Annotated in this window: 19 protein-coding genes; 6 read left to right on the top strand and 13 right to left on the bottom strand. The window is 36.6% G+C overall.

Annotated elements, in window-relative coordinates; genetic code table 11:
* The first annotated feature begins 237 nt into the window (after positions 1–237).
* Complete coding sequence (locus GTH24_RS05835) at positions 238–1818, top strand: TerC family protein (protein ID WP_072069722.1); 1581 nt, start codon at positions 238–240, stop codon at positions 1816–1818.
* 76 nt (positions 1819–1894) lie between these two features.
* On the top strand, positions 1895–2188 hold the full coding sequence (locus GTH24_RS05830) for a hypothetical protein (RefSeq protein ID WP_072069723.1): 294 nt from the start codon (positions 1895–1897) through the stop codon (positions 2186–2188).
* A gap of 94 nt (positions 2189–2282) precedes the next feature.
* On the opposite strand, the gene GTH24_RS05825 is transcribed toward GTH24_RS05830, so the two are convergent.
* The 13 genes from GTH24_RS05825 to apbC all read right to left on the bottom strand — a co-directional run bounded on the left by GTH24_RS05825 (position 2283) and on the right by apbC (position 22021).
* Positions 2283–5435 (bottom strand): ImcF-related family protein, encoded by a 3153-nt coding sequence (locus GTH24_RS05825; RefSeq protein WP_241254036.1) that lies wholly within the window; start codon positions 5433–5435, stop codon positions 2283–2285.
* A gap of 280 nt (positions 5436–5715) precedes the next feature.
* Positions 5716–6888 (bottom strand): hypothetical protein, encoded by a 1173-nt coding sequence (locus GTH24_RS05820; protein WP_164526060.1) that lies wholly within the window; start codon positions 6886–6888, stop codon positions 5716–5718.
* A gap of 4 nt (positions 6889–6892) precedes the next feature.
* A complete protein-coding gene (locus GTH24_RS05815) occupies positions 6893–7159 on the bottom strand; it encodes a PAAR domain-containing protein (protein WP_164526059.1) in 267 nt (88 codons plus the stop codon).
* A gap of 23 nt (positions 7160–7182) precedes the next feature.
* On the bottom strand, positions 7183–8130 hold the full coding sequence (locus tag GTH24_RS05810) for a DUF6708 domain-containing protein (protein WP_164526058.1): 948 nt from the start codon (positions 8128–8130) through the stop codon (positions 7183–7185).
* A gap of 80 nt (positions 8131–8210) precedes the next feature.
* Positions 8211–9158: a DUF6708 domain-containing protein gene (locus GTH24_RS05805; RefSeq protein WP_164526057.1), complete on the bottom strand. Its 948-nt coding sequence runs from the start codon at positions 9156–9158 to the stop codon at positions 8211–8213.
* Position 9159: 1 nt separating this feature from the next.
* Positions 9160–11847 carry a T6SS effector BTH_I2691 family protein gene (locus GTH24_RS05800; RefSeq protein ID WP_164526056.1) on the bottom strand — a complete coding sequence of 896 codons (2688 nt, stop codon included), beginning with the start codon at positions 11845–11847 and terminating at the stop codon, positions 9160–9162.
* A 2-nt stretch (positions 11848–11849) separates the two neighbouring features.
* Positions 11850–12713, bottom strand: a complete 864-nt coding sequence (locus GTH24_RS05795; RefSeq protein WP_164526055.1) for a DUF4123 domain-containing protein — start codon at positions 12711–12713, stop codon at positions 11850–11852.
* A 9-nt stretch (positions 12714–12722) separates the two neighbouring features.
* Positions 12723–15107, bottom strand: coding sequence for a type VI secretion system Vgr family protein (locus GTH24_RS05790; protein WP_164526054.1), 2385 nt, complete (start codon positions 15105–15107; stop codon positions 12723–12725).
* 671 nt (positions 15108–15778) lie between these two features.
* The gene (dcuC, locus tag GTH24_RS05785; protein ID WP_072070517.1) at positions 15779–17140 is read right to left on the bottom strand and encodes an anaerobic C4-dicarboxylate transporter DcuC; all 1362 of its coding nucleotides are present in this window, start codon (positions 17138–17140) and stop codon (positions 15779–15781) included.
* A gap of 275 nt (positions 17141–17415) precedes the next feature.
* Positions 17416–19350 (bottom strand): outer membrane assembly protein AsmA, encoded by a 1935-nt coding sequence (gene asmA / locus GTH24_RS05780; protein WP_164526053.1) that lies wholly within the window; start codon positions 19348–19350, stop codon positions 17416–17418.
* 47 nt (positions 19351–19397) lie between these two features.
* Complete coding sequence (gene dcd / locus GTH24_RS05775) at positions 19398–19979, bottom strand: dCTP deaminase (RefSeq protein ID WP_072070520.1); 582 nt, start codon at positions 19977–19979, stop codon at positions 19398–19400.
* A gap of 67 nt (positions 19980–20046) precedes the next feature.
* Positions 20047–20688: a uridine kinase gene (udk, locus tag GTH24_RS05770; protein WP_072070521.1), complete on the bottom strand. Its 642-nt coding sequence runs from the start codon at positions 20686–20688 to the stop codon at positions 20047–20049.
* A 220-nt stretch (positions 20689–20908) separates the two neighbouring features.
* Complete coding sequence (gene apbC / locus GTH24_RS05765; RefSeq protein ID WP_115350896.1) at positions 20909–22021, bottom strand: iron-sulfur cluster carrier protein ApbC; 1113 nt, start codon at positions 22019–22021, stop codon at positions 20909–20911.
* A gap of 204 nt (positions 22022–22225) precedes the next feature.
* Here apbC and metG point away from each other — a divergent pair, with 204 nt between their 5' ends.
* From metG to cdd, 4 genes are all read left to right on the top strand, one after another.
* The gene (gene metG / locus GTH24_RS05760) at positions 22226–24253 is read left to right on the top strand and encodes a methionine--tRNA ligase (protein ID WP_072070523.1); all 2028 of its coding nucleotides are present in this window, start codon (positions 22226–22228) and stop codon (positions 24251–24253) included.
* Positions 24254–24387: 134 nt separating this feature from the next.
* Positions 24388–24861: a CidA/LrgA family protein gene (locus GTH24_RS05755; protein ID WP_072070524.1), complete on the top strand. Its 474-nt coding sequence runs from the start codon at positions 24388–24390 to the stop codon at positions 24859–24861.
* A gap of 2 nt (positions 24862–24863) precedes the next feature.
* Positions 24864–25559 carry a CidB/LrgB family autolysis modulator gene (locus GTH24_RS05750; protein WP_072070598.1) on the top strand — a complete coding sequence of 232 codons (696 nt, stop codon included), beginning with the start codon at positions 24864–24866 and terminating at the stop codon, positions 25557–25559.
* 200 nt (positions 25560–25759) lie between these two features.
* Positions 25760–26644: a cytidine deaminase gene (gene cdd, locus GTH24_RS05745; protein WP_164526052.1), complete on the top strand. Its 885-nt coding sequence runs from the start codon at positions 25760–25762 to the stop codon at positions 26642–26644.
* The last annotated feature ends 144 nt before the right edge of the window (positions 26645–26788 follow it).

Here is a 26788-nt window from a genome sequence, read left to right as displayed (position 1 = left end):
ACTCCCGTCTGAAAATAAACCTGCCAGTATCAATGTACTGACAATTTGTTAACCTGATCACATAGTAACTCACTCTCTCACTTGGTGGTAGTTATTGATGTAATTGGTATCACAATCTTTTATACAAAATGAAATTATTACCCTTCTATTGATAATAAATTATTGAAAAATTCCTCCAAATTGCTCATTATTCCCAAGTCGGCATATGCCGTCTTTATAGAAGGTAAAACAAACTGTATGGAATGGATCTTGGATCCGACGATCTGGGTAGGACTTTCCACCCTAATTGTTCTCGAAATCGTACTTGGTATTGATAACCTTGTTTTTATTGCTATTCTGGCAGATAAACTCCCAGCAAAACTAAGAGATAAAGCGCGTATAACAGGGCTATTATGTGCCTTAATAATGCGTGTTGTGTTGTTATTTAGTCTCTCTTGGCTTATCACTCTGACAAAACCTCTTATTACACTGTTTGATCATCCTTTCAGTGCAAGAGATTTAATTATGCTTCTCGGAGGGATATTCTTGCTGTTCAAAGCCACTATGGAGCTTAATGAACGGCTAGAAGGTAAAGACCACAATGAGGGAAAACAACGTAAAACAACCAGCTTTTGGTCTGTTGTTGCCCAAATTATCGTGCTGGATGCGGTATTCTCGCTTGACTCAGTAATAACTGCAGTGGGTATGGTTGATCATTTAGGTGTTATGATTGCGGCTGTTACTATCGCAATGTTCTTAATGATCCTGGCAAGTAAGCCTTTAACGAACTTCGTTAATAACCACCCAACCATTGTGATTTTGTGTTTAAGTTTCTTACTGATGATTGGTTTTGCATTAGTTGCCGAAGGCTTTGGCTACGCCATTCCAAAAGGTTACCTATATGCAGCGATCGGCTTCTCTATCATGATAGAAGTCTTTAATCAGCTAGCACAATTTAATCGTCGCCGTTTCTTATCAGCCTCTCGTTCTTTACGTGAACGAACAGCTGAAGCCGTGTTACGTATTATTAATGGTAAGCCTGAATCATCCGAATTAGATCATCACACATCCGATTTAGTCTCTAATGCTGAAGAGGTATTTGATCCTCAAGAACGTCAAATGATTGTGCGTGTGCTTGGTTTAAGTCAACGTAATGTCAACAGTATCATGACTTCTCGCCATGATGTTGAATATGTAGACTTAAATTCAACGCAAGATGATATCCGCCAATTATTGGAAAAAGATCCTCACTCTCGCCTAGTGATTACTGATGAACAACACAGTGATGAACCTGTTGGAGTTGTGAATGTTATTCAGCTGTTGAATCAACAATTACGTAATGAGCCGTTAAACTTACGATTGTTAGTAACACAGCCACTGATCTTCCCTGAAGGTTTATCCTTATTACAAGCATTAGAACAATTCCGAAGTGCTCATACTCACTTCGCTTTTGTTGTAGATGAATTTGGTTCAGTTGAGGGTATCGTCACGTTAACTGACGTAATGGAAACCATAGCAGGTAACTTGCCAGTCAGTTCTGAAGAAAACGATTCACGCCACGACTTGGTTCAAAATGAAGACGGTTCATGGACTGTTAATGGCTTTACACCACTTGAAGACTTAGTACTTTATATTCCAATAAAATTGGATGAAAAACGTGAGTATGAAACTTTAGCAGGCTTATTAATGGAGCATTTACAACGTGTTCCAACTGTTGGTGAGAAGATCCTTATTGATGGTATTGAATTTGAGCCATTAGAAGTGAATAACCATCGAATTAATAAAGTTCGAATTGTGGAACCTACACCTGAAGACGAAGAAAACGTTGACGAAGCGTAATCCCTGTCAAATAGCAAAATATCCGCCTTTAAGGCGGATATTTTTTATCTGAAGATAGTATCTACTGGAAAGTCATATGCATACCAATGTCTGCGTTAAAATCGTCTGGTTAACCTCGGTTGAAGGAGGAAGACAATCGCCACCTCCTTTAGCTGGTTTTTATTATCCAACCACTCAACTACCTTATGAACCAAATAGCTGGAGTCTTGCCATTGAAATCACTCACACAAAACAAGAGCCTGAACATTGGATAAGTGAGGGAAATATGCAGTTTTTAGTTGAACATGCCCCTCATCATTTATTAGAAAAATTAGAAAAAATTGAAATTTATGAAGGCCCTAAAAAAGTCGCAGATGCTTTTATTCTATAAATACAGTAAACCCTCTTTACTTAACCAGCAATTAAACTTGAATTTTTGTCCCGAACCATAAGAACCCGTTTTATTTAATTACCTTATTTTGTATTTAATCCAAAAAGATCTTTTCAGGTAAAACAAAATTGCGTAGTTGCAAGAGTGCGATGGGACCATCGCCCATTTCTGTCCTTAAAGTGTAATTGAGGGATTGTCCATTTAAGGTTTTCCAATTAACAGAATAACTGCTGGTGCTACCGGCATAAGGGGCTATGTTGGCATCTTCCAATAAACGAATAATGCCCCAGACGCCACGATAATCGCCATAAATACGTGTACCGGTATTGGTGGTGATCCAACTGAGTGATGCACCAGAGGCGACAGTATCCGCTGGCCAAACAAAGCGTTGCCATTGCGGTTGTTGGTTTTCATAGATAAGGGACTGTTTATCTATCATTAAGTGGGTTTGCATAATGTTGGGTGATGTACCCGGACGTAATTCAAAATAAAGGCGTGCTTCACCATTCGCAAAAACCACATCCCCTAAGTAGCTTAATTTATCTAAGGCTTTTAAGAACTCAGGGTTAAAGGTTAAGCCTTGGGCATTGGTGGTATCGGGTACCCAGTGTGTACCTTCTTTATGTAAAACACCATTAAGGTGGGTTTCAAGGAAGCGTTGGATACGGCCATTATCAGGGCGTAGATATTGCGCCATTAAAGGTAATGAGATTTCACTTTGTGTATTTTTGAGGGGATAACGCCCCCCAAATGCCCTATTCCAATCATTCACAACGGCATTTCGCCATTGGGTATTGATACCTTGTGAGGTCGGCGCTAATAACTGTTGCCATGCTTGAGACATCGGCTGCACAAGCAGTGTTTGTCCAAAGCCACTCCATTCTTGCCCAAAGCTTGCTGCGATTAAGCTGCCATAATCTTGTGTTTCGGATAAATCGACCGTTTTCCCTTCAAAAACACTTCGGGCTAAGGCTTGAGACATCGCTTGGGGATCGGGCGCATTCACTACTTGCTGGAGTTTTAAGCGCACTCGCGTTACACGTGTGAGATAAGCTTGTAAGCTCAATGTATCGCTGTTTTGTGCGGAAGATTGCGGATCAGTAAAAGCCAGTATTGGTGCAAAAACAGGCTCAAGTGGTCCTGTGAATTCCGCCTTTTGACTAATAACCGGTTGCTGTTCTTTGTTTAATAGATCTTTGGCAGAATTCACAAAAGAGTCTGCTAGCTTTTCTTGCTGACGACCAGTTTTACCTTGATAAGAGAGTGTATTCATCAATGCAATAATGGGGGATTGTCTGACATCACTCATTAATGTGAGTTGATCAATCGTATCAGAGAGGCTTTGTGTTTCTCGCCACTGTAAGCCATTGAGGAAGCTTAACCAACTGCCTGAAAAATCATTAAAATAGCGTTCAGTCAGGTTTTGTTGCAATTTTTCCGGTGAGATATCAATATCAGCCTCTTTTTGTGTGTCACTTAATACCCAATCTATCTCTTCTCGTCTTTCATAAACGGCTTTTTTAATCGCCGGCTCAATAGAATCTTCCCAGGCTTTACGAGTAAAAATACCGGGTATCGTTTCTGTTGAGCTTAATAAGAAACTGACATCCGTATCCCCCGTCATATCATCCAAGGTCATATCCGCAAAGTTGTGCTGTGCTTGTTGTAAGATTTTTTGGTAAAGCGCAGACTCGCCATTACGTTGACCAATTTGACGAATAAGAATAGTACGGCTTCCGGCAACTAAAGTGCGATTAGGCTTGATAGTCCATTCATTATGATACGGTAATTGAGAGGCATAGAAAGTGAATAGTTCTGTGCCTAATGTTTGCCATTCACCATCTTTTAATCCGTGATATTCAGGCCAGATATTCAATGCCCTTTCAGTGAAGAAAGCCGGATCAATACGGGACGGATCACTCATCATCAAATAGGCTTTCAGTGTTTGATAAGCAGATTGAGCGCCTTCAATTCGTTCAGCACTTTCAGGGGGATACTGTATAAATGCGTGAAGATGATTTTCGAGACGTTGTTGGGTCGAATCACGTAATAATGGCAACATCGCTTGGCTATAAACCGGCCATAAATGACTGAGCAATTGAGTGTTGCTACTTAAGCCAAAGCGTAACCAAAATGGCACCGCAGTCTGTTCTCGATAACTCAATAACCCCAAGGTTTGTTGTAAGCCATATTGTGCCTGCAAACGGGCAAATTCAGATTGATGATTGTCTGTTGCCAACTGCGCTTGTTGTTGGCTTTGGGTAATTAATTGGCGATTCATAAAGTAAGAGACCACCATACCAATGCCCCACAGCGTCATGGCGGTTGCAACCGTATATTGCAAAATACGTTTTGAATTTAAACCTAACGGTGAGGCTTTTAATGGATAGGGTAGCTGTGAATTTGCCGTGAGGAGTGCTTTCCAATGGTGATTTAAAATCCATTGATTATTTTGTGATGAAGTTGCAGACACGTTATTGTAAGTGGGTGTACTAAAGAGCATGCCAGCAAACGGTAGCGGGCGATAACCCGATAGAAGTGGTGCTAAGTTATTGGCGAGTTTTTCACCGCCTTCATGCTGTAAAAAGCGGGCTAAAGCCAATAAATAAGTGTGTGCTTGATTGTGTAATACAGCGTGTGTGCCTTGCTCAATAAGAGCAGGTAACAGCTTATTCATATCGTTTGAGAGTATTTCTGAAGTGGCATTTAATGGTGCAGAGTAAAGTACTGTTGGTGCCTCTTCCGTGGTCATATCTCCATTATTACTGATATTCCAAAGCCAAATAGGCGCTTGCCAGCGTAATTGACGAAAGAGCTGGTGGAAATAACGGCTTGCGGTGTCTGTATTGGTTGGCGTTAGGTGATTAAAAGTTGATTGGCCCAGCGGTTGTTGCGATAAGGTATTTTCAGAGACCCAAACTACCGCATCTAGTGGGCGACGGCGACGCAGCTGTTTTAAGTCTTGAATTAATTTTTCATCCATACTTTGATTGATATCGCCCCCATAGATAAGTAACGTGCCGTTGTTTTCTTGCCAGATGTCCGTTGTTAGATTGGGAGTGAGTTTTTCGATAGATGTTGAGGTGCCGATGAGGAGTTGGATATTTATTTTTCTACGCCAGAAAGTGCCGTAATGATTTTTACTATATTCAAAAATATCATTAATAAAGCTAGTATTATTATGATCTATCTGAATACGTGATTTTATACTCTTATTTATTCTTCGAACATTATTATAATTAAACATCCCTATATATCGAGAAATTATAAATAAGAATGTAATACTAAAAAATAAAATAATTACTGTAATCAGGGTTGTTTTTAACCATGTCTTTTTTTGAGGAAAATACGCTCCAATAGTATTGTGGGAATATTGGAAAATAAATAAAAGACCAATTAAAAAAACAAGTAATAAGAGTAAAATTAACCATGGTTTTTTTAAAAAACTTAATAATTGAAAAAACAACCCTCTCATATTCACACCTTTACTCTAATAAAAAATTAATAAGCTTTAAGGAAATTAAAAATTAAGAATTAACAATTAAAATAGTTTTCTTATCAATTAATAGCTGTGGAGATTTATCTTTAATTAATTGAGTTGCACTGATATAAATATTCACCCAAGTAGATGCATTATGTGTATATCCAATACTACTATTAATATTGTATAATCTAGTGTGACTACTAATATCTGATGATGAAATTTTAATTTTTATTTCATCCTCATGATTATCTTGCAACATAGTTAGCCAGATATCCTTTAATTTATTCTTACCAATATTGCTCCATATCGCTACAGTTTCAATTTTTTCATTAAATAGATCAAAAGAATTTTTATCTTCAACTAATTCTGGGCGATGAATTTTTGCCATTCCCTTAATGGGAGAATCATTAGAAAAAGAAAATAATTGTGCAGTGGCTACTTCACTATGAAGATTAACAGGAACATCAAAAGAATAAATATTAATTAAAAGTAAAAAATCAAATAACTTAGGATTATCTAGCCAATTATCAATTAAATCTATTTCTATTTCTTCTGTATAAATAACATGATAGACTCTTTCTATTCTCTGAGACAATATCGCATCAATTTCTAATTTTTCATCATCTGACAAATAAGAACAGTTAGATGATATTATAATATCAAGTTTAACATCATCAGAAAGCTGATGTATTTTAGATATTAATGATGATTCTATTAATAATTTATTTAATCTATTTATTATTCTATCAATATTATTCTCCTTAACATCTGAGAATTGAGAGCAATGAATAATATTGTTACCTAATTGATATGAAGGTAATAACGATAATTTACTAACAACTATTTGAGTCGATAAATCTTTACAACTTTCTAGATAAGGTAATATCATTGCTTGACTTAATAAGGTTATATACCTTTGTCCAATGATAATCATATTATCTCTATCTTCTTCTCTTTTTTTATCCCACCCATCAGCTATAGATTGATGCAATATATAAAATAAATACCTAAAAAAACAGAGCCCCCCCCATACTACAAAGGTTAAAAAAGATATCTGTAAAATAGATACCTTTTTTATATTAAGAAAAGGAAAGATAAAGTAATTAATAACATTAATAATACATAATAAAAAAACAAAAAACTTTACCCATATTTTTATTGATGGCAATGAATAACGCTTTGCTTTTGGCGGTAAAGATGATAAATCAACAGGCATGAGTTTATTGACTCGCTTTAGCTTTAGAAAGAGAAGAAATCAATGTACAACCACAACTACATTTATATCCATCAAAAGCAACGGGAATATTATTATCTAAAAATGTGGGATTTCCTTGAGCAATCACAACATTATCATGTCCTTTTTTAGGGCAGTAAACAGCATCACCTAAACGTGCAACCCCAATACCATTAAATAGCATTCCAGAAGATCCTGATAATACACACCCTCCGCTACTATTTTTATCACCAATACGAATAATTCCTTTCATTATTTATTACCTTAAAATAATTTTTAATAAAATCCTTTCCAGAGATCTTTAGGGTTGGTTTTTTCATTTAAGATATAAGGATCATTAGGATCTATCTTACATTGTTCTTCTATTTCCTCTGGCCAAATAGGTCGGCGACTGGTTAATATTGCAATATAACGGGGAATACTAATAATAAAAATAATTGGGGACATCAATGGCATTAAAATTTTCAACATACCTTTAAATAACGTGCTGACATAAAAGAACGTGAATCCATAACTTTCTTTTTTATTAGCTATAGGTAAACAAAACTCAACTTGTTGAATAATATTCTCAGGCCCTTCTTCCATATAACGTCGAATAAACTCCCAATGATATTTTAGTAATTCAAAATTACCCGTGGAGGCAGGAAGGCAAAAAGTATCAATAATGGTTTTATTATCATCAGCAATAACATGCCCACTAATATAATAGTCGTTTTTCATACTTTTAGCGTAATCAAGTCCTGTAGTAAAAAACACCTTTGCCCAAGGCACGGTAATAATAGAGCCATCCGTACGAAAGGCATAAACCGTCTGATTTTTACGATCAAAACGTATAGGATAATGTGTCCATGCAAACCATTCTGTTTTCAGTAAATAAAACATAAATAGTCCCATAGCAAGAAGTAGAGATCCTGTAATAATAGTGGATGCTATATTTTCTTTAGTAAATTGCTTAAAGAATATAAAATATAAAATAACCCATAATGCACTACCTAAAAATGCCACAGTACCTAAGGAAGAAAAAAGACTCACAAATCCTTTTGAGGAATAATATTTATCCACCATTTCTAGATAATGAGAATTTATTGCAATCACTTTTACATCAGGAATTAACTCTTTATTATCTAAATCAATACGGCTATTTTGATCCAGTTTACCGGCTATTTCATCGTTATTTAATGGGCGGTTAAGCTTAAATTTTTGCAGTAATCCGTAACTATCCATCTTAGTCTTGTCCTTCAATAACAATATTCTTATTACCAATACGAATAATTCCTTTTATTATTTATCACCTTAAAATACATTTAATAAAATGCTTTCCAGAGATCTTTAGGATTCGTTTTTTCGTTTAAGATATAAGGATCATTAGGGTCTATTTTGCACTGCTCTTCTACTTCCTGTGGCCAAATAGGACGGCGACTGGTTAAGATTGCAATATAGCGAGGAATACTAATAATAAAAATAATTGGAGACATCAATGGCATTAAAATTTTCAACATACCTTTAAATAACGTGCTGACATAAAAGAACGTAAATCCATAACTTTCTTTTTTATTGGCTATCGGTAAACAAAATTCAACTTGTTGAATAATATTCTCAGGCCCTTCTTCCATATAACGTCGAATAAACTCCCAATGATATTTCAGTAATTCAAAATTACCGGTGGAGGCAGGAAGGCAAAAGGTATCAATAATGGTTTTATTATCATCAGCAAGAACATGCCCACTAATATAATAGTCGTTTTTCATGCTTTTAGCGTAATCAAGTCCCGTGGTAAAAAATACTTTCTTCCAAGGTACTGAAATAATAGAACCATCAGTGCGAAAGGCGTAAACCATTTGATTTTTACGATCAAAACGTAATGGGTAGTGTGTCCATGCAAACCACTCTGTTTTCAGTAAAGAGAACATAAAAAGCCCCATAGCAAGAAATAGAGATCCCATAGTAATAATATATAATATGATTCCTTTAGATAGTGGGCTAAAAAAAATAAAGTGTATAATGATCCATATTACACCTCCCAAGAATGCAATAGTACCTAAGGAAGAAAAAAGACTCACAAACCCTTTTGAAGAATAATATTTATCCACCATTTCTAGATAATAAGAATTTATTGCGATCACTTTTATATCAGGAATTAACTCTTCATTGGTTATATCAATACGGTCATTTTGATCAAGTCTACCAGCTATTTCTTCGTTATTTAATGGGCGATGAAGTTTAAACTTTTGTAGTAATCCATAAGAGTCCATTTTATTCTTGCCCTATTGCTTGTTTAAATTCATTCATTTCCATCTCCATAGTTGGGAAAATAGGAGGTAATTGATAATTTAGATTATCGTTAGGTATTTTTTGCCATAAGCATTGTTCCAGCCATTTTTGAATATTATCTTGTCCTTCAATGGCGATATAAATAGCTGTCCCTAACATGATAATAACGGCGACTAGAGTAATAACCAACCCGATAGGGGTTAAACTTGAGGCAAAAATAAGAAAGATAAACCATGCTCCAGCAGCTACTGAAGCGCCGTATGCCCATGAAAGTCCTATATTGCCTTTCCCTCCTTCTTCAACCATATGATAAAAATCAAAAGCAACAGTTACAACGCCCGCCGCTAATCCTAAAAATCGTCCCATAATTTTGGATGCTGTTTCTAAAGATTTTAATCCATTGAAAGTTCGAGTAGTTAACAGACTATGAACTCGAACATATTCTTTAATTCCAGTTTCAATCACACCGAATCCAGTGCCAAGAACAGCTGCCGCTCCGGCATAAAATCGACTATTTTCTTCTAATTGATCTTTAGTTAATATTTTTTTATTTCCAAAATCGGCGGAGGAAAGCACAGCTACGGTTTGTAATATTCCAGATAATACACCTGCCCCCATTAAAGTCAGTGCTTTCCCTGAGCCTGTTGTTAGCTGAGTTTTCCACTGAATATGCAGTTTTTCCTTTGATTCTGAAGTGGTAAATAACATTCCAGCCATTGCTTCTTCTTTTGCTTTTTTAGGAAGATTTTTAATATTCTCCCATTCAGTAATATCTATATCTATTAAATAATTTTGGTTTTTTATATTATAAACATCAAGACCTAAACACTGTTTACGTTTTATTTCTGCTCTGACATGAAATTCTAATAAATCTTTACTAGGCGTTACCCCGCCATTATTAATCGTCATCAATTCGGATACAACATACTTGATAAAATGTTTATACTCACCTGATTTGCTAAGTGGAATAATTGCTTTTTTTTGAATAACACCAAGAGTGACTAAAAATGGAAATACTTTTTTTGACTCTAAAATAGTATTTGTACTTTTTATAATAGCAGATGAAAAATTTGCTAAATATAGCCCCATTACACTATCAGCATTAAAACCAGGATTGTTAACTTTATCCACAGTTTGTTGCATCGCATCAATTAAACCATTCCATGGTACAGATGTAAGATTAGGAGATTTAAACACTGCCTTGTTAATTTTTTGTATCAATGTTTCATGATTAAAAGCAAGCGCTCTAGCGACAATATTGCTTTTATCTGTCAGATCTTTTAATAAAGCCTTACTAAAAAAATCTCTAACCCTTTCTTTATTCGCCATATTTGCGACAGCATAACAAACGGTCGCAGTATATTCCATACCACTTGTAATATCATTTTCATCAAAATTATATAAAAAATAATCTGTTAATTCCTGAGATTCAAACCAATCAAGATAGAGTTCTATCCTAGGATTTAATATCCTTTGAGTATAATCAGATAGTCTATCTTTAAATTCTTTTTCGAAAGTATCAAATTTTTCAGTATCATAATATTTTTCATATTTAGCCCAATGAACTTTTGTTTTTTGTTCTATAACTGATTTAGCTAGAAGTTGCTTTATAATATCACTATCAGGTGCATCTATCGGTACTTTATATGTAATATCACCTTCGGGGTTTTTGTGAACTATACCATTAATATCTACACGTTTAATATCGACACTTTCACTAAGATCATTATCTTGAATAGTTTTTATTATATAATCAGACTGATACTTATTTTTTATCCCTTCTTTTAAACTAGAAATAGTAGTATAAAGCATAGTTTCACGCTCAATATCTTTTTTCTTATAAACATCTTTATCTAGTTCATATTGAGTAAGTGCCGATAAATCTTTTAAAATTCCAATAGGGTCTTGTAATACTAATATTGCGCCATTTGAATTAAAATTATTACTAATTGTTTTTTCAATCTCTTTCCCTGATGCTTTAGGTGATACAAGAAAATTTTGCTGTAGAGCTATCGCACCATAAATAGCATTAGTTAAAATTGAGGCTGTAAATAAAAAAGAAGGTGACCATTGTCTTAATTGACTTTCTCTTGATTTAAGAAAATATTCAGAGATATATTCATCAGGTTTATTTAGTGGTAACGATTGTTTTTCTTTATTAGTCTCAAGCCATTTTTCTAGATTAAATAATTGCATATTTTCTTGATAAAAACTTGGCTCTTCATGTTTTTTTCTTACAGTATCCGTCCATTTGACTTCAGACCAAGAAAACCAAAAATTTCCATTTTTTAATGGTGCAGGAAAAATAGGGAGAGTAATAAAAGAAGCTCTTGCTAATTCTTCTGGTTTATTAATACAAGGGGTTACTTCTCCAGAAAGAATATTATCTGGCGCCTCTCCATTTTCTGGAAGTGGATAATAGAAACCATCTTTTGTGGCATAATAATTTATCCAAGTTTGACCCAACTCATCCCAAATATTTAAATAACCAGATCGTAATAAACGCAGAGTATATGCCGTTTCGCCCTGATTATTAATCGGTACTTTAATATCATTAGGTATAACAGGAAGTATATCATTTTGAGACATAATTGCGGGTCTAACGGGTAATATTGGGAATCCATATCGTGTACAAAATTTACAGCCTTCTTTTTTATTAGAAGAACTCATACTTATTCTCCATAAATATCAATTAAAGTGGGCGTTTCACTTTTGGTTTTATTCCATTTTGAATTATCTATTTGAAGTATCATTCTCGAAAAATATTTAGGATTTTTAGAGGATAAATATAATAACTCTTTAAAATCACTTTGGAGCCAAAATGCACATTGATATGTTATTCCATAAAGAACAAAGGCAATAATATCATCCTGTTCTATCAACTCTAAATTATGTGCTTGAGTAATTAACTTATTAATTAATTGACTGATTTTTATTCTTTCAGATAATATGTTTACGCTTGGTAATTTATTTAATATTTGATTAATCAAACCTATTTGGCAAATTTGTGTTAATGGTAAATCAGTCGGTGAGTTTTTTTGATAAGCAATATGTTCTGGAAAGTATAATGTATTCCATTGATTTTCTAATAAGTAAGTCCATGATTGAATTAAATGAGTTTTTAATAAAATCTGTAATTGCCAAGGTGTTAAGATCCAAGATAAATGAAATAAAACTCTAGGATCATAATAACGTAGTACGTAATTTTGTTGTTCATCGCTAATTAGCAACATATTTGCCAATTCATTTTTTATTTCATTTGCCGATAAATGACTTTCTAATAGTAAACAAATTTTTGCAGAAGATGATATTTCTGACGACTGTTGTATTATTTCAGATATTATAGATTGCCATTCAGATGATGATAACTCATGCAATGATATCAATGCGGGATAGAGATGTGATTGCGGTTTGAGATGTGATGAAACGATATCTAACGTCGGATAACGTTCAACTAACTCATTTGCAAATGCTTTATCTATAACAGCGAATTGATGTTCACTGAAGTTTTTAGCTTGTGATAAATAATATTCCATATTTACTCCTTAGCTTAAAGGGATAATTCCGTCGCCATTTTGAGCCGCTTCACTCGCCATTGATTCACAAGCAGTAAATTTAGGATAAGGTGTATTTAATGTTGCAACATCAGAATATTGGAGACTAGCACTTTTGATATTAAAATCCCCACCTGTTCCATGTTCAATCTGAGTTGCTTCTATCGTGATATAAGATCCTCCAGATTGAAGGGTTATTTTCTTATTAGCACTAATAATAATTTCATCATTTGTACTTGTGATATTAATCGCTTTTTGGGCAATTAAATCAAGGGCATCTGTTTGTGCTTGTATTTCAATTTTTCCTGCCGCACTTACTAGTTTTATTCCTAACTCATGAGCAAAGAGTGCAATTTTTTTCTTCGCCACTAAAAACAGACGCTTAAGAGATGATATTTCGGTATTTCCTGCCGCTGAATATATTTGATTACCGTTACTACTATGCTGAATATGTTTAGGTGTAGAAACAGCAATTCCCCCTGGGGCCCCAGCAATTATTACAGGCTCTTTTAATTCCGTAATACTATTATCTAAAAAGATTTCTTGTGTCTCGTTATCTAAAGCATCAATTTCTGCTTTTTCTAATAGTACAGACAGTGATTCTGCTGTTGATAATGCATCAGAAAGTTGGCGTTTTATTTCAACAATATTGAGTTGTTGCTCACTTGCTTTAGTTTGTTCTTCTGTCGTAAGAAGTAATCCTTTACCCGCTCTTATTGCTCCCCAACTATCAGTGCGTAACTCAAAACCTTCGCCACGTTTATCACGATTGGCATCGACAATATGACCTAAGCTTAATTGAGATTTACCTCCGTATTCGGTACTGAGTTTGATATGTTCTTGCCCGCGTTTATCCTCCATACGTAGCTTATTATTAGCCGGAGTACGAATAACATTACGAGTGTTGTTTCTATCCGTTACATGGTCGGGATGGCGTGAATCATGCAATGCATGGGCGATATAAGGTCGGTCAGGATCGCCTTCATGAAAGGCGATAGCCACTTCTGTGCCTTGAATTAACGGGAAATGCAGTCCATAGGTGTCACCTGCATAAGGTTTTGCCAAACGTACTGGCATACTTTCATAGCCCATCGGTTTTTCATCACGATCGGCATCAAATTTTACCCAATAAAAGCCGTGTTCATTTTGGTGTGCGTAAATATCGTTATCTTTTGCACTAGTAATGCGTGCAGTCAGTGTGCCTGTAATAATGGGGCGAGGCTTAACAATAGGGCGCCAACAAAGTGTTTCACTATAAGGAGTTGCATTAAATCGTACTTGTAGTGCTTTTTCTCGGCCACCACTAAAGCGTACGCGGGTAATTAAAATGGGTGACTGAAACACTGAGGGTAATGATGAAGGTATTGTGCTGTCAGTGATGGAAAGCACTTGTAGCGGTGATAAAAAATCTGCATTACTTTCGCCTTTTAAGCGAGTTTGTCGAGTTAGAAAACGTTCATGATCAAGCCTTGCCCAAAAGTTTGCGGTTTCGGCTTCTGGTGTGATTTTATCACCACGAGTAAGGTGTCTTGCTTGGTAATGATAAACTTCACCATAATGAATATCATCCCCTTCACCACGGGTCATATCCGTTACTGCTGAAATCAAGGTGTCTTGTGATTGGCGGTGGTTATAGTCTTTGGTGAATACATTTTGTTCAACCACTTGATGATGTAATGATAACCCCCATACGCTTTCTTGGTGATTATCATTCATACCTGATGGGCTGTTTAAAGGCAGCGTTTTATCAAAGGTATAAGCACTTTGGCGATCAGCAAAGCGGATCACTTCGGTTTGTGTTTGGTCTTGCAAATAGAACGAATAAAAAATACCGACTTCGCTTAATAATCGTTCAATAAATTGGCGATCACTTTCATGATATTGGTTGATTTGCTCACGTTTGGGATATTCATTTTTCAGTGTAAATTCAAACTCCCAATCTTTAAAATTATGCTCACGTAAAATTTGGCTGACAACATCGGGCACCGACTGGTTGAGGAAGAAACGATGTGTACGGATTTGATGGCGTAATAATGCAAAAACAGGCTCAATCACGAGTTGATAACGCGCTTCATCAACCGAACCTGATAGACGCCGAAATTGGGTGACAACACCATGAACTTGCTTGGTGATGGGTTCTTGTGTGGCTAAATCAGTCAGGCTATTTAGCGGTGGTGTAAAAGATAGCGTTGCACTACGACGCAACAGTTGTTGCGGTTGTAAATCCTGAGCTTGGCAAGTAAATGTTATTTGATAATGATAGGTATCACTTATTGCTTCGCGTCCGGTGAAGTGTTCTACATCAAATAAAACATCACAACCCTGTACATTAAGGTGATAGCGATTTTGTCCGTTAAACCTGGCTATATTCTCCATTTTTGTATTCTCTTTATTATGTATTTAATTGATCAATAGTATATTTTTTCAGTGGTTATCTACTGTTGAATTACCCCTATTAATCACCATAAAACACGCTACCGCCCTTTGCTGTAAACCAAAGCATATAAGGTGTGATTGTCAATTCATTACCCATAGCATCATTTTTAGCCAATAAAACAGCGTATTTAAACAATACTTACCAATAATTTAAGCCAAACATACCACAATGCATAAATTAAATTAAACATGTTTATTTTTAAACGTGATTTAATAGTAAAAAAATAGTAATAAATAAGTAGTTATTCTTATTTATATTGATAATAAATTTACAGTTCATTTTTACAGACACTAGCCGAAAAATAATATTTTCTTTGGATACAATTTGTTACATAAGAATAATCCAACTTTAATGCAACGTGAGATATTAATAGAATATTTAAAGTGAAATTTAATTATATATAGAGAACTCTTAACATAAATATATCTAATCACTCTAAATGAGAGTAGAGTAATATTTATTATATTTATTTATCTATTTACAGATGTTATGAGAAAGTATAAGGCAAGATTTTTTAATCTTTTCCAATAAAAAACGGGCTTTGTTTAATGACAAAGCCCGTCAATAAAATTTAAAACAATAATTTTCTATTAATTCAATTAGTTAATAGTTAACCTAGTGTACTGGGTACCAGAATTTCTGTCGCAACAATAACAATAATCAACCCTACTAATACTGGTACAGAAACACGTTTCATCACTTCAAACGGTGAAATTTTTGCCATACCAGATACCGCAACCACAACACCAGAAACAGGCGATAATGTACGGCCTAAGTTTGAAGCTTGTAACATAGGAATAGTTAAATAAGCTGGGTTAACACCCATATTGCTTGCTAAGCGAGGAATTAATTCAACAAAAGCATAGAATGGTGCATTCCCAGAGCCCGTTGTCATTGCAGCTAACATCGTAATTAATACCAGTGCAATCATCATCACAATGGCACCTGAGCCTAATGACTGAGCTCCTTCAATTAAGGCATTAATAAAACCAACAGTTGTTAAGCCTTGAGCAAATACTCCCGCAGCAACTAATAACATAACAACTTGAGCAAATGCATCTGCCATGCCGCGGTAAGCAACTTCTAAACCTTCAAAAACTTGTTTTGCACTGAAGCTACGAATAAATTCGATAATAGCGGCTAAAATCATACAGATGATAATAATGGCAACGATATGAAGCTCTGGTAACCATTTACCATCAAAAACTAAAACACCAATGATTGGCGTAAAAGGTAAAATAGCATAGAAACTTGGTGCGTGAGTTTTGATTTCATTCACGTCTAACATTTCAGTTTCAATGTGCTCTTTGCGGTCAAGGTAACGTTGCCAGAAGAAGTGTGCAATACACATACCAATAATTGCAGCAATAGAGATAGGTAATGTGGTTTTAAATGCAAAATCAATCAGTGGCATTTGAGATGCTTCAGCAGCTAAAATAACATCGCCTGATGTTGGCGCTAAAATGATAGAGGCTGGAGACGCACAAATTGCAGCTGCCGCACCGCGACTAATTCCCATATTCACCATAACAGGGAACAGTGTTGCCATTAACAACACCCCTAAACCTGTTGCTGATGAAACGGCCAGTGACATTAGGCATGCAACAATATAAGCAGCAACCATCAGCAGATAAGGTGAGTTGATCATTTTCAGCGGGCGTGATGCTAATTTAACAACAACATCATTAGCACCAATGTGTGTCATATAAGAAGCAAAACCACAAAGTATCATGATCATCATACCTAAATCGCCACCACGGCTCATTAGTAGATTTTTCACATACTCAACAATATCGATTAAGCCGTAGCCTGTCGCAGTTGCACTTGCAGGTAAAACAGCCCTTCCCATAATAACGCTGATGATCAGTAATAACAGACCACCTGTCATTAAAACGCCGGTTGGTGAATAGCCTTTTACAATATAGCGTCCAACGCCTACAGCAACTAAGGCGCCGATAAGAATTTCAATCATTTATTTATCCTGTCTAAAGTAATCATTTATAAAATGAAGTTTTTTATTTTTATCATCATTTTTGCGTTTAGTGCGATTGACACACTCTGCCCAAAGGCAACGTTGCAGTGTATGACATATATCAAAAAAAACGACTATTTTTTTGTATAGATATAGCACGAATGCTTACTTTTCATTCAAAACGTAAATTAAATGATAGATATAAAGCAAAAAGCACACAATTATCAAAATTGTGTGCTTTTATTAAGAGTGTGATGAAGTTAAAAGTCGTGAAATTAAATTTTCTTCAATAGCTGATTAAGTGCTTTTACTTCTGGGCTTTCAGCATCTTGCTTATTCAGCCAATTATCGATAGCTTGTTTCGCTTTTTGCTGTAATTGATCGCGCAATAATTTTTCAACATTGAGCTCATATTGCACCGCATTCCAATCCCCATAAAGTCTTAATGGAATATCAATTTTAGCCAGTTGGCGGATAAATTCATTTTCTTTACCCCACCCTTTTTTAATATTAACCAATAATGTTACATCAAGATCATGACGTTGAAGGTTAACTTTACCCTGCCCTTTAATTTGATAAGCATCAGCTTGAGCATCAAGGGAATTAACCGCCAATTGTCCTTTGGGTGTTAATTTAAATTGGGCAATGACATTATCTGCTTGAGTGTAACTTTCGATATCTTCAGGATAAATCACTTTATCTGTCGCTTGAGCAATAGATTGCTGGATCACCTGAGGGACATTTAAGCCCTGCATCTTAAATTGAGTTAATGAGGTATTCAGGGTGCCCTGCCAGTAATGATAAAAGGCTTTTCGGTTATATCCCGCACCTTCGACATTTCCTTTAGCTGAAATTAATCCACTGAAATTTTCAGGCTGATTGAACGCATGCAATAGAGGTTGTAACGGAATATTATTCATTGTGATATCCATACTAATATGTGCTGGCACAATACTTGTAGAAATCACGGTAGGAAGTGAAAAATCACCCTGAAGAATTTTTCCTGTTAAAGTTTGAATATTTAGCGAATTAGGGTTATTTAGCGCATCAAGTTTAAAATGATTAATCTCTAAATCTTTATAAAGGAGCTTATTTAGTGCTAATTTCAGCGTAAATTCAATATCGCCCCAATGGCTTAAATCATATTCTTTATTTTCAATAGTCACTGAAGTAATAACCGGCTTGGCCATAATCGTGGCATTTGGTGCTGGGGCCGCATGCGCAGTATTAAATAATGAAAATGATGATGGTATTTTATTATCTTTAGGAACCAATAATGCGGTTTCAGTTGTTTTAGTCGCTGCTAACTCTGGTAACAACGTATTTAAATTTAATTGTTCACCTTTTAAATCAACCTGATAACGTGTTTTATTTGCAAACTCTGCACTAACACTGCCTTGTAATTGACTATCATTAGCAGTGAGATTTAGGTTATCAAATGAAATTTTTCTCACACCCTCATTTTGGATCATAAAATCCGAAGTCAAACTTCCTGTTATGCCATTTTCAGGGATTTCCACTCCGGATAATGCATAATCTAACTGCGTGATCGTACCATTGATTTGGTAAGGATAGCTGTTCATATTAGCATTAGCAGCAACATTTAGCGTTATCTCACGACGATCACGATTTACTTTCGTACTCATCTCTAGATTAATTTGTTTTTTATCATCTGTTTTCAGCGATAAATTAATATCACGCAAATTAAGCTGCTCGCCATCTTTCATTTGCCAAATAATTAAGCTGTCTGAAATTTTAACTTTGGCAATATTTAACTGCCAATTATTCGCTCTTGTTTCAATCACTGGGTGAGAAACATCTTTAGGTGTAGAAGGAGAAACTATTTTCGGAATAGCCTTACTTTCGGGTGTTTGACGTACTACGGCACCTTTAAGCATGACTTCTTTTACTTCAAGTTGATGAGAAAGAAGCGGTAATAACTCAACATCCAGACGCATATTATCCGCTGTAATTAAAGGCATTTCAGCACCAGGTGCTGTCAATGACATTTTACCACTGATAATGCTCAGTTTTGGCCAAACATGCCAACGCATATCATCTTGTAATGTAAGTTTATAACCGCTTTGTTTTTCAACTCTTTCAACAAGATATCCACGGAAATCATTAGGGTTAATGAGTAAAACTAATGCTGTTAAGCCTGCCAAAATAACCACAAGCAAAATAGCCAGTGTTGTCAAAAACCTTTTCATATAATTACCCGTTTAGTGAAATCTGATAATGATGATTATAAAGATAGTTAATCTTCACTAATTCGACTACCTACCGCACCTTGTTGATTTTTATACTTAGCATCTTGACGACGATTATAAGGTCTATCCGCAGGGCCTGACATAGGTTCAAAGCTTAATGCGCCAATCACCATGCCCGGTCTTAATGCAAGAGGCAGTTTACCTGAATTAAAGAATTCTAATACGATTTGTCCATGCCAACCAGGATCAATACGATGTGCAGTAACGTGCACCATCAAACCTAAGCGTGCTAATGATGAGCGTCCATCTAACCATCCCACCACATTATCAGGTAATGTGACTGACTCAAGTGTCACAGCTAATGCTAATTCACCAGGATGTAAGTAAAACGCTTCACCTTCAGGTAAAACAATTTCATCACTCATCACACGTTCTAATGCAGCATTCACTTCAGCTTTTGGGCCACTCAGATCAATATAAGCGGCAGTATGTCCTTGGAAAACACGAAACTGGTTTCCTAAGCGAACATCTGCTGTTGCGCCGTTAATTCGCTCGACAGGCGGGCGAGGCTCAATGACTAATTTACCTTCATCCAGCCACTGAATAATATCACGGTCGCATAATCGCATTTTATTTCCTTCTTCAAGTTAATTAGGCAGTTTCATCATGCATGAAAGCTGCCCATAAATGAACCTATTATTCGCAGAACTGCCCTATTTTTGCTTTCAGAATATCAATCGCAACGCGGTTTTTACCCCCTCTTGGCACAATAATATCGGCATATTGTTTAGAAGGTTCAATAAACTGGAAAAACATCGGACGAACAGTTTTATTATATTGTTCAATGACTGAGTCTAAGCTACGCCCACGTTCATTTACATCACGTTTAATTCTACGCATTAAACAGATATCTAATGGCGTATCAACAAAAATAGAAAAATCCATCTCTTCACGTAGGCGTTTGTCTGTTAATAACAAAATGCCTTCAATGATGATAACTTTTTTTGGTCTAAAAGGAATGGATTCTGCTTTGCGTGTGTGAGCGACGTAATCATATTGGGGGAGTTCGATGGCTTTTCCTGCTTTTAATTCACACAAATGTTGGTATAAAAGTGAGTGATCCATCGAATTTGGGTGGTCATAATTGACCTTATATCGTTCTTCCATCGTTAAATCACTTTGGTCACGATAATAACAATCTTCTGGTATCACACCGATATTATGATCACCTACTTGCGCTCTTAATTCACGGTAAAGCGTACTTGCAATAAGACTTTTACCCGAAGCAGAAGCTCCAGCGATACCTACAATTGTGCACTGATGTGCTGTGTCAGCCATAATCAAAAACCTGGTTTGAAATAAAAAGAGGGATAACGTAATAATATGTAAATATTACGCTAGCGCAGATTATAGTTTTGAAATCACTCTGGTTCCAGCGTAAAACCAGAAATCTATTTGTTTTTTATCAAAAACAGCCGGAAATCACATGTAAAAAATGGAAAGCCAAATGACTCTCCATTTAAATCAGCAAATAATTTCAGGCATTATTCTACTGCGATTACACTGCGCGGAAAGAAATTTCCGTTGGAATTGCATCACCATCCCAATACATTTGAGCAGAAACGGTTGACGCTATTTCGCGATAAATATCAGCAAATTCACCTTCTGGATCACGCATCACTGTTGGCTGTCCACGGTCTAAGTCTTCACGTAAAGAGATATGAAGAGGAACTTGACCTAATAATTGGCAATGATATTTCTCTGCCAATTTCGCCGCGCCACCGGTACCAAAGATAGGCTCAAGGTGACCACAGTTACTACAAATATGCGCACTCATGTTTTCAATGATACCTAATACAGGCACATTGACTTTCTTAAACATGACAATCCCTTTCATTGCATCCACCAGCGCAATATCTTGAGGTGTTGTTACCACAACCGCTGCGGTTACAGGGATATTTTGGGATAAGGTTAATTGAATATCACCTGTTCCTGGTGGCATATCGATAACGAGATAATCTAAGTCAGGCCACAACGTATCTTGGAGCATTTGCATTAACGCCTTGCTTGCCATAGGACCACGCCATACCATCGCATTATCATCAGTCACTAAATAACCGATAGAGTTAGACGCTAATCCATAAGCCATAATTGGCGCCATATGTTGTCCATCAGGAGACGTTGGACGCTCCATTGTGGTACCTAACATATTAGGAATAGACGGCCCATAAATATCCGCATCAAGGATACCCACTTTAGCACCTTCTTGTGCAAGAGCTAATGCAAGGTTAACGGCTGTACTTGATTTACCTACACCACCTTTACCAGAGCTCACAGCAAGAATATTACGCACACCATTAACGCCAGGCAGATCATTTGCACGACGTAAGGTTGAAATATTATGCTTGAGTTTCCATTCAATCGCTTTTGCGCCTGTGATGTCACGAAGTTCAGCTGTCTTTTCTTCGATTAGCGCTTGGAAAGGTTTTTTCCAAACAAATGGCATCACTAATTCGATATGAAGAACATCGTCAATCATCGCACATTGATGTAATGCTTTTAGAGAAAGCAGATTACGTTTCAATGTCGGGTGTTCAAAAGTAGACAAGACACCTGAAACTTTTTCGTTCAGAATCTCAGGGGTGGTCTGCTCGGGGGATTTATCACTCATCCCGGCTCCTCTCGTTTTCATTATTTATTAACTATATGAGTGTATCTATCATATCAGATAGTAGATGACTACGATAATGCCTTACCTCAATTTGCCAACTGAAATTTCTCTTGCAAAAACTCCATTATTGCCCTAGCGACATCATGACGGATCGGTTACCATCAAAGTCCCTTTTATTAATTTTATGGAAGTAAGATCCTTACTATGTCTCACGTCGCGAATAAATTATTGGTAACCTGCGCGTTACCTTATGCTAACGGTTCAATTCATCTCGGTCATATCCTTGAGCACATTCAGGCAGATATCTGGGTCCGTTATCAACGAATGCGCGGCAAAGAAGTTCATTTCATCTGCGCTGACGATGCCCACGGCACTCCAATTATGTTGAAAGCTCAACAATTGGGTATAACCCCAGAAGCCATGATTGAAGAAATGAGCAAAGAGCATCAGCAGGATTTTGCTGGCTTCAATATCAGCTATGATAATTATCACTCTACACACAGTGAAGAAAGTCGTGAATTATCGACGAAAATTTATCTAGCACTGAAGAAAAATGGTCACATCAAAAGCAAAACAATTTCTCAGCTGTATGATGAAGAAAAAGGCATGTTTCTTCCTGACCGTTTTGTAAAAGGCACGTGCCCTAAATGTAAAGCACAAGACCAATACGGTGATAACTGTGAAGTATGTGGCTCAACATACAGCCCTACAGAATTAATTAATCCACGTTCTGTCGTTTCAGGATCAACACCTGTAATGCGCGAAACAGAACACTACTTCTTTGACTTACCTGCATTCAGCAACATGCTACAAGCATGGATCCGTTCAGGCGCACTGCAAGAACAAGTTGCGAATAAAATGCAAGAATGGTTCGACAGTGGTTTACAACAATGGGATATCACTCGTGATGCGCCTTATTTCGGTTTCGAAATTCCAGATGCACCGGGTAAATATTTCTATGTATGGCTAGATGCACCGATTGGCTACATGAGTTCATTCTTAAACTTATGTGAAAAACGCGGTGATTTAAATTTTGATGAGTTTTGGAATAAAGACAGCAAAGCTGACCTTTATCACTTTATTGGCAAAGATATCGTCTATTTCCACAGCTTATTCTGGCCTGCTATGTTAGAAGGCAGTGAATATCGCAAGCCAACAAACCTATTTGTTCATGGTTATGTCACTGTAAATGGCGCCAAGATGTCTAAGTCTCGTGGCACATTTATTACTGCTCGTGCCTATCTTGATCATTTTGATGCTGATTGCCTACGTTATTATTATGCAGCAAAACTTTCATCACGCATTGACGATATTGACCTAAACTTAGAAGACTTTGTTCAGCGCGTAAATAGCGACATCGTAAATAAAGTCGTTAACCTAGCATCACGTACCGCTGGTTTTATCAGCAAGCGTTTTGATGGCAAATTAGCAGATTCTTTAGATGATGCTAAGCTTTATCAGCACTTTGTTGATATGCAAGAAACCATTGCACAATCATTCGAAAATCGTGAATTTAGTAAAGCCGTTCGTGAAATTATGGCATTAGCTGATGAAGCTAACCGTTATATTGACGAAAAAGCACCTTGGGTAGTGGCAAAACAAGAAGGTCAAGACGCTCAGTTACAAGCAATCTGCACCATGGGAATTAACTTGTTCCGCGTGTTGATGACGTATCTGAAACCAGTATTACCTTCACTAACAGAACGTTCAGAAGCATTTTTGCAAACTCAATTAACATGGGATGCACTTGCACAACCGCTGTTAGGCCAAGAAATCACTAAATTCAAAGCGCTGTTTAACCGTATTGAAATGGATAAAGCCAATGCAATGGTTGAAGCATCTAAAAGTACCATTGCACCCGTAAAAGAAGTCACTGGTCCATTAGCTGATTCACCGATCCAAGAAACCATCAAGTTTGATGATTTTGCAAAAATTGATATGCGTATCGCTGAAATTAAACAAGCAGATTTTGTTGAAGGCTCAGACAAACTGTTGAAATTAATTTTGGACTTAGGTGGAGAAACTCGCCAAGTATTTTCCGGTATTCGTACAGCATACCCAGATCCTAAAGTGTTAGAAGGTCGCTTAACAGTAATGGTGGCAAACTTAGCACCTCGTAAAATGCGTTTTGGTATTTCAGAAGGCATGGTAATGGCTGCCGGCCCAGGTGATAAAGATATCTTCTTACTCAGCCCAGATACTGGTGCAAAACCGGGCCAACAAGTGAAATAACAACCAAAATTCATTTGCCAAGTAAATAAATGGCGGGGTTCTATTAGAGCCCCGCTCTTTTTTTATTGTGATCCATAGCACACTTTCAAAATCGGTGTATGATAATTCTGTTAGTTGATTTGGGACACTTACTTATGAAATCTAAACGGGCACGATTGCAGATTACACTTTGGCATTATCTACGATCTTTTTTGGTACTTTATCTTTGTCTCTTTGCTGGTAATCTTATTTCAGCCCTTCTACCCTTCGCGGTTCCAGGCAGTATTGTTGGCTTACTGATCCTTTTTGGTCTACTTGCTTTCCAGCTTATCCCTTTACGTTGGGTTAAACCCGGTGCCAATATCCTATTAAAAAACATGTCATTACTCTTTATCCCTATCGGTGTTGGTGTAATGAACTATTATGATTTGTTAAGTCAGCAACTTTTTCCCATCGTTTTAGCCTGCGTCGTGAGTACCTTTGGTGTTATGGCACTCGTTGCATATTGCTCACACTACGTTCATCGTGAACGCATTATCGTGGGTTCAAAACCAGACCAAGTTAAAGATATTGTTGAAACAAAAAAGAAAGACGACGATAACGCGTTAAGCGAGAAGAAAAAATGTTAGCCATATTGATGAATATTTGGTGGTCACTACCTTTAAGTATTTTTATTTTTTACTTAGCTCGTAAGCTTGCAGCCCGATTTAAATTGCCTATTTTAAATCCGCTTTTAATTGCTATTGTGGTGATTATTCCTATTTTATTAATAACTAAAATACCTTATGAAAATTATTTTGCAGGCAGCCGTATTTTAAATGACTTACTACAACCTGCTGTTGTTGCTTTAGCTATCCCGCTTTATCAGCAATTACACCAAATTCGCGCACAGTGGAAATCATTAATTAGTATTTGCTTTATTGGTAGTGTTGCTGCCATGGCTAGTGGTACTGCGATTGCCTTATGGGCTGGTGCAACACCTGAAATCGCAGCATCAATCTTACCGAAATCCGTCACAACACCTATCGCGATGGCAGTCGCAGACTCCATAGGTGGTATTCCTGCAATCAGTGCTGCATGTGTTATTGCAGTAGGTATTTTAGGTGCCATTTTTGGTCACACTCTATTCAAGATATTGCGAATTCCGACTCACGCCTCTCGAGGTTTAGCTATGGGAACCGTTTCGCATGCAGTGGGAACAGCAAGAGCTGCAGAAGTGGATTATATCGAAGGTGCTTATAGCTCATTAGCATTAATGACCTGTGGGATTATTACTTCTTTACTTGCTCCGTTTATATTCCCTATTATTTTGCATCTTTATAGTTGATCTCTTTCTTACTCTCCATTCTTAAATCCCCGATTTAATTAAATTTATTTCGGGGATTTTTACTATAAATTTGAGATACATCTCTCAATTAATGAATTTGTTGCAATTGTTTCATTGAAAATATGATTTTCATCACATATAAGAATGGGTAAAGATGCCTAGAATCTTATAATACAGAAAGATTAATGGGAGACTCATGTATGCATACTCGTTTTCAGGCAATTTGGTCAGATTTATCTCCGCAGTTACAACACGCACTTGCTCCTTATCTTGAGCAGGATGCATTCCCTGCAATGTTCACGGCAGAACAGGTCAACGCCATAAAAACACAGTTACAATGTAATGATGATGCCTTAGCCCTTGCACTTTTGCCTGTTGCTGCGGCTTGTGCTGTTGCGCCTATCTCTAACTTCAAAGTAGGTGCGGTTGCTCGTGGTGAAAGTGGTAATCTTTACTTCGGTGCCAATATGGAGTTCGCTGGCGCACCATTACAACAAACAGTCCATGCTGAACAAAGTGCGGTAACTCACGCATGGCTACGTGATGAATCTCGCTTAATTTCAATCACCGTTAACTATACACCTTGTGGTCATTGTCGCCAGTTTATGAACGAACTCAACAGCGGCACCCATATTCAGATCCAATTACCTGGTAGAAAAGTAGCGACATTAGGGGATTATTTACCTGATAGCTTTGGCCCGAAGGATCTCAATATCACCTCTTTATTAATGGATAAGGTTAATCACGGTTACAAAATTGATAACCCTAGTGAATTAGCACAACAGGCGCTACAAGCTACCAATCGTAGCCATGCACCTTATAGTGAGTCCCACAGTGGTATTGCTGTTCAAATGAAAAATGGCAAAATTTTCCAAGGTAGCTACGCAGAAAATGCCGCATTTAACCCAAGCTTACCGCCATTACAAGCCGCATTAATTTTATTAAATATGGCAGGTGAGAGTGTGATGGAAATTGAATCTGCGGTCTTAATTGAAAAAGCAGAAACAATCTTAACACAATGGGATGCAACTCAAGCCACATTAACAGCTTTAGGTTGTCGCCAGATGCAACGCATCACTTTGTAAAAAGTTTTAACTTATTCCTCTAAAAATCTCTCCTAAAAAAGCATCAGCATGTAAATTTTGCTGATGCTTACCAGAAAAAGTTGTAACAACTGTATCTATCTCTCATTTCTAAGCATTAAAATCATAAAAAAATAACATAAGCTG

Source organism: Proteus vulgaris (genome assembly GCF_011045815.1).
Lineage (GTDB): Bacteria > Pseudomonadota > Gammaproteobacteria > Enterobacterales > Enterobacteriaceae > Proteus > Proteus vulgaris_B.
The sequence above is the reverse complement of the archived record's forward strand: the minus strand, read 5'-3'. Positions and strand labels throughout refer to the sequence as shown.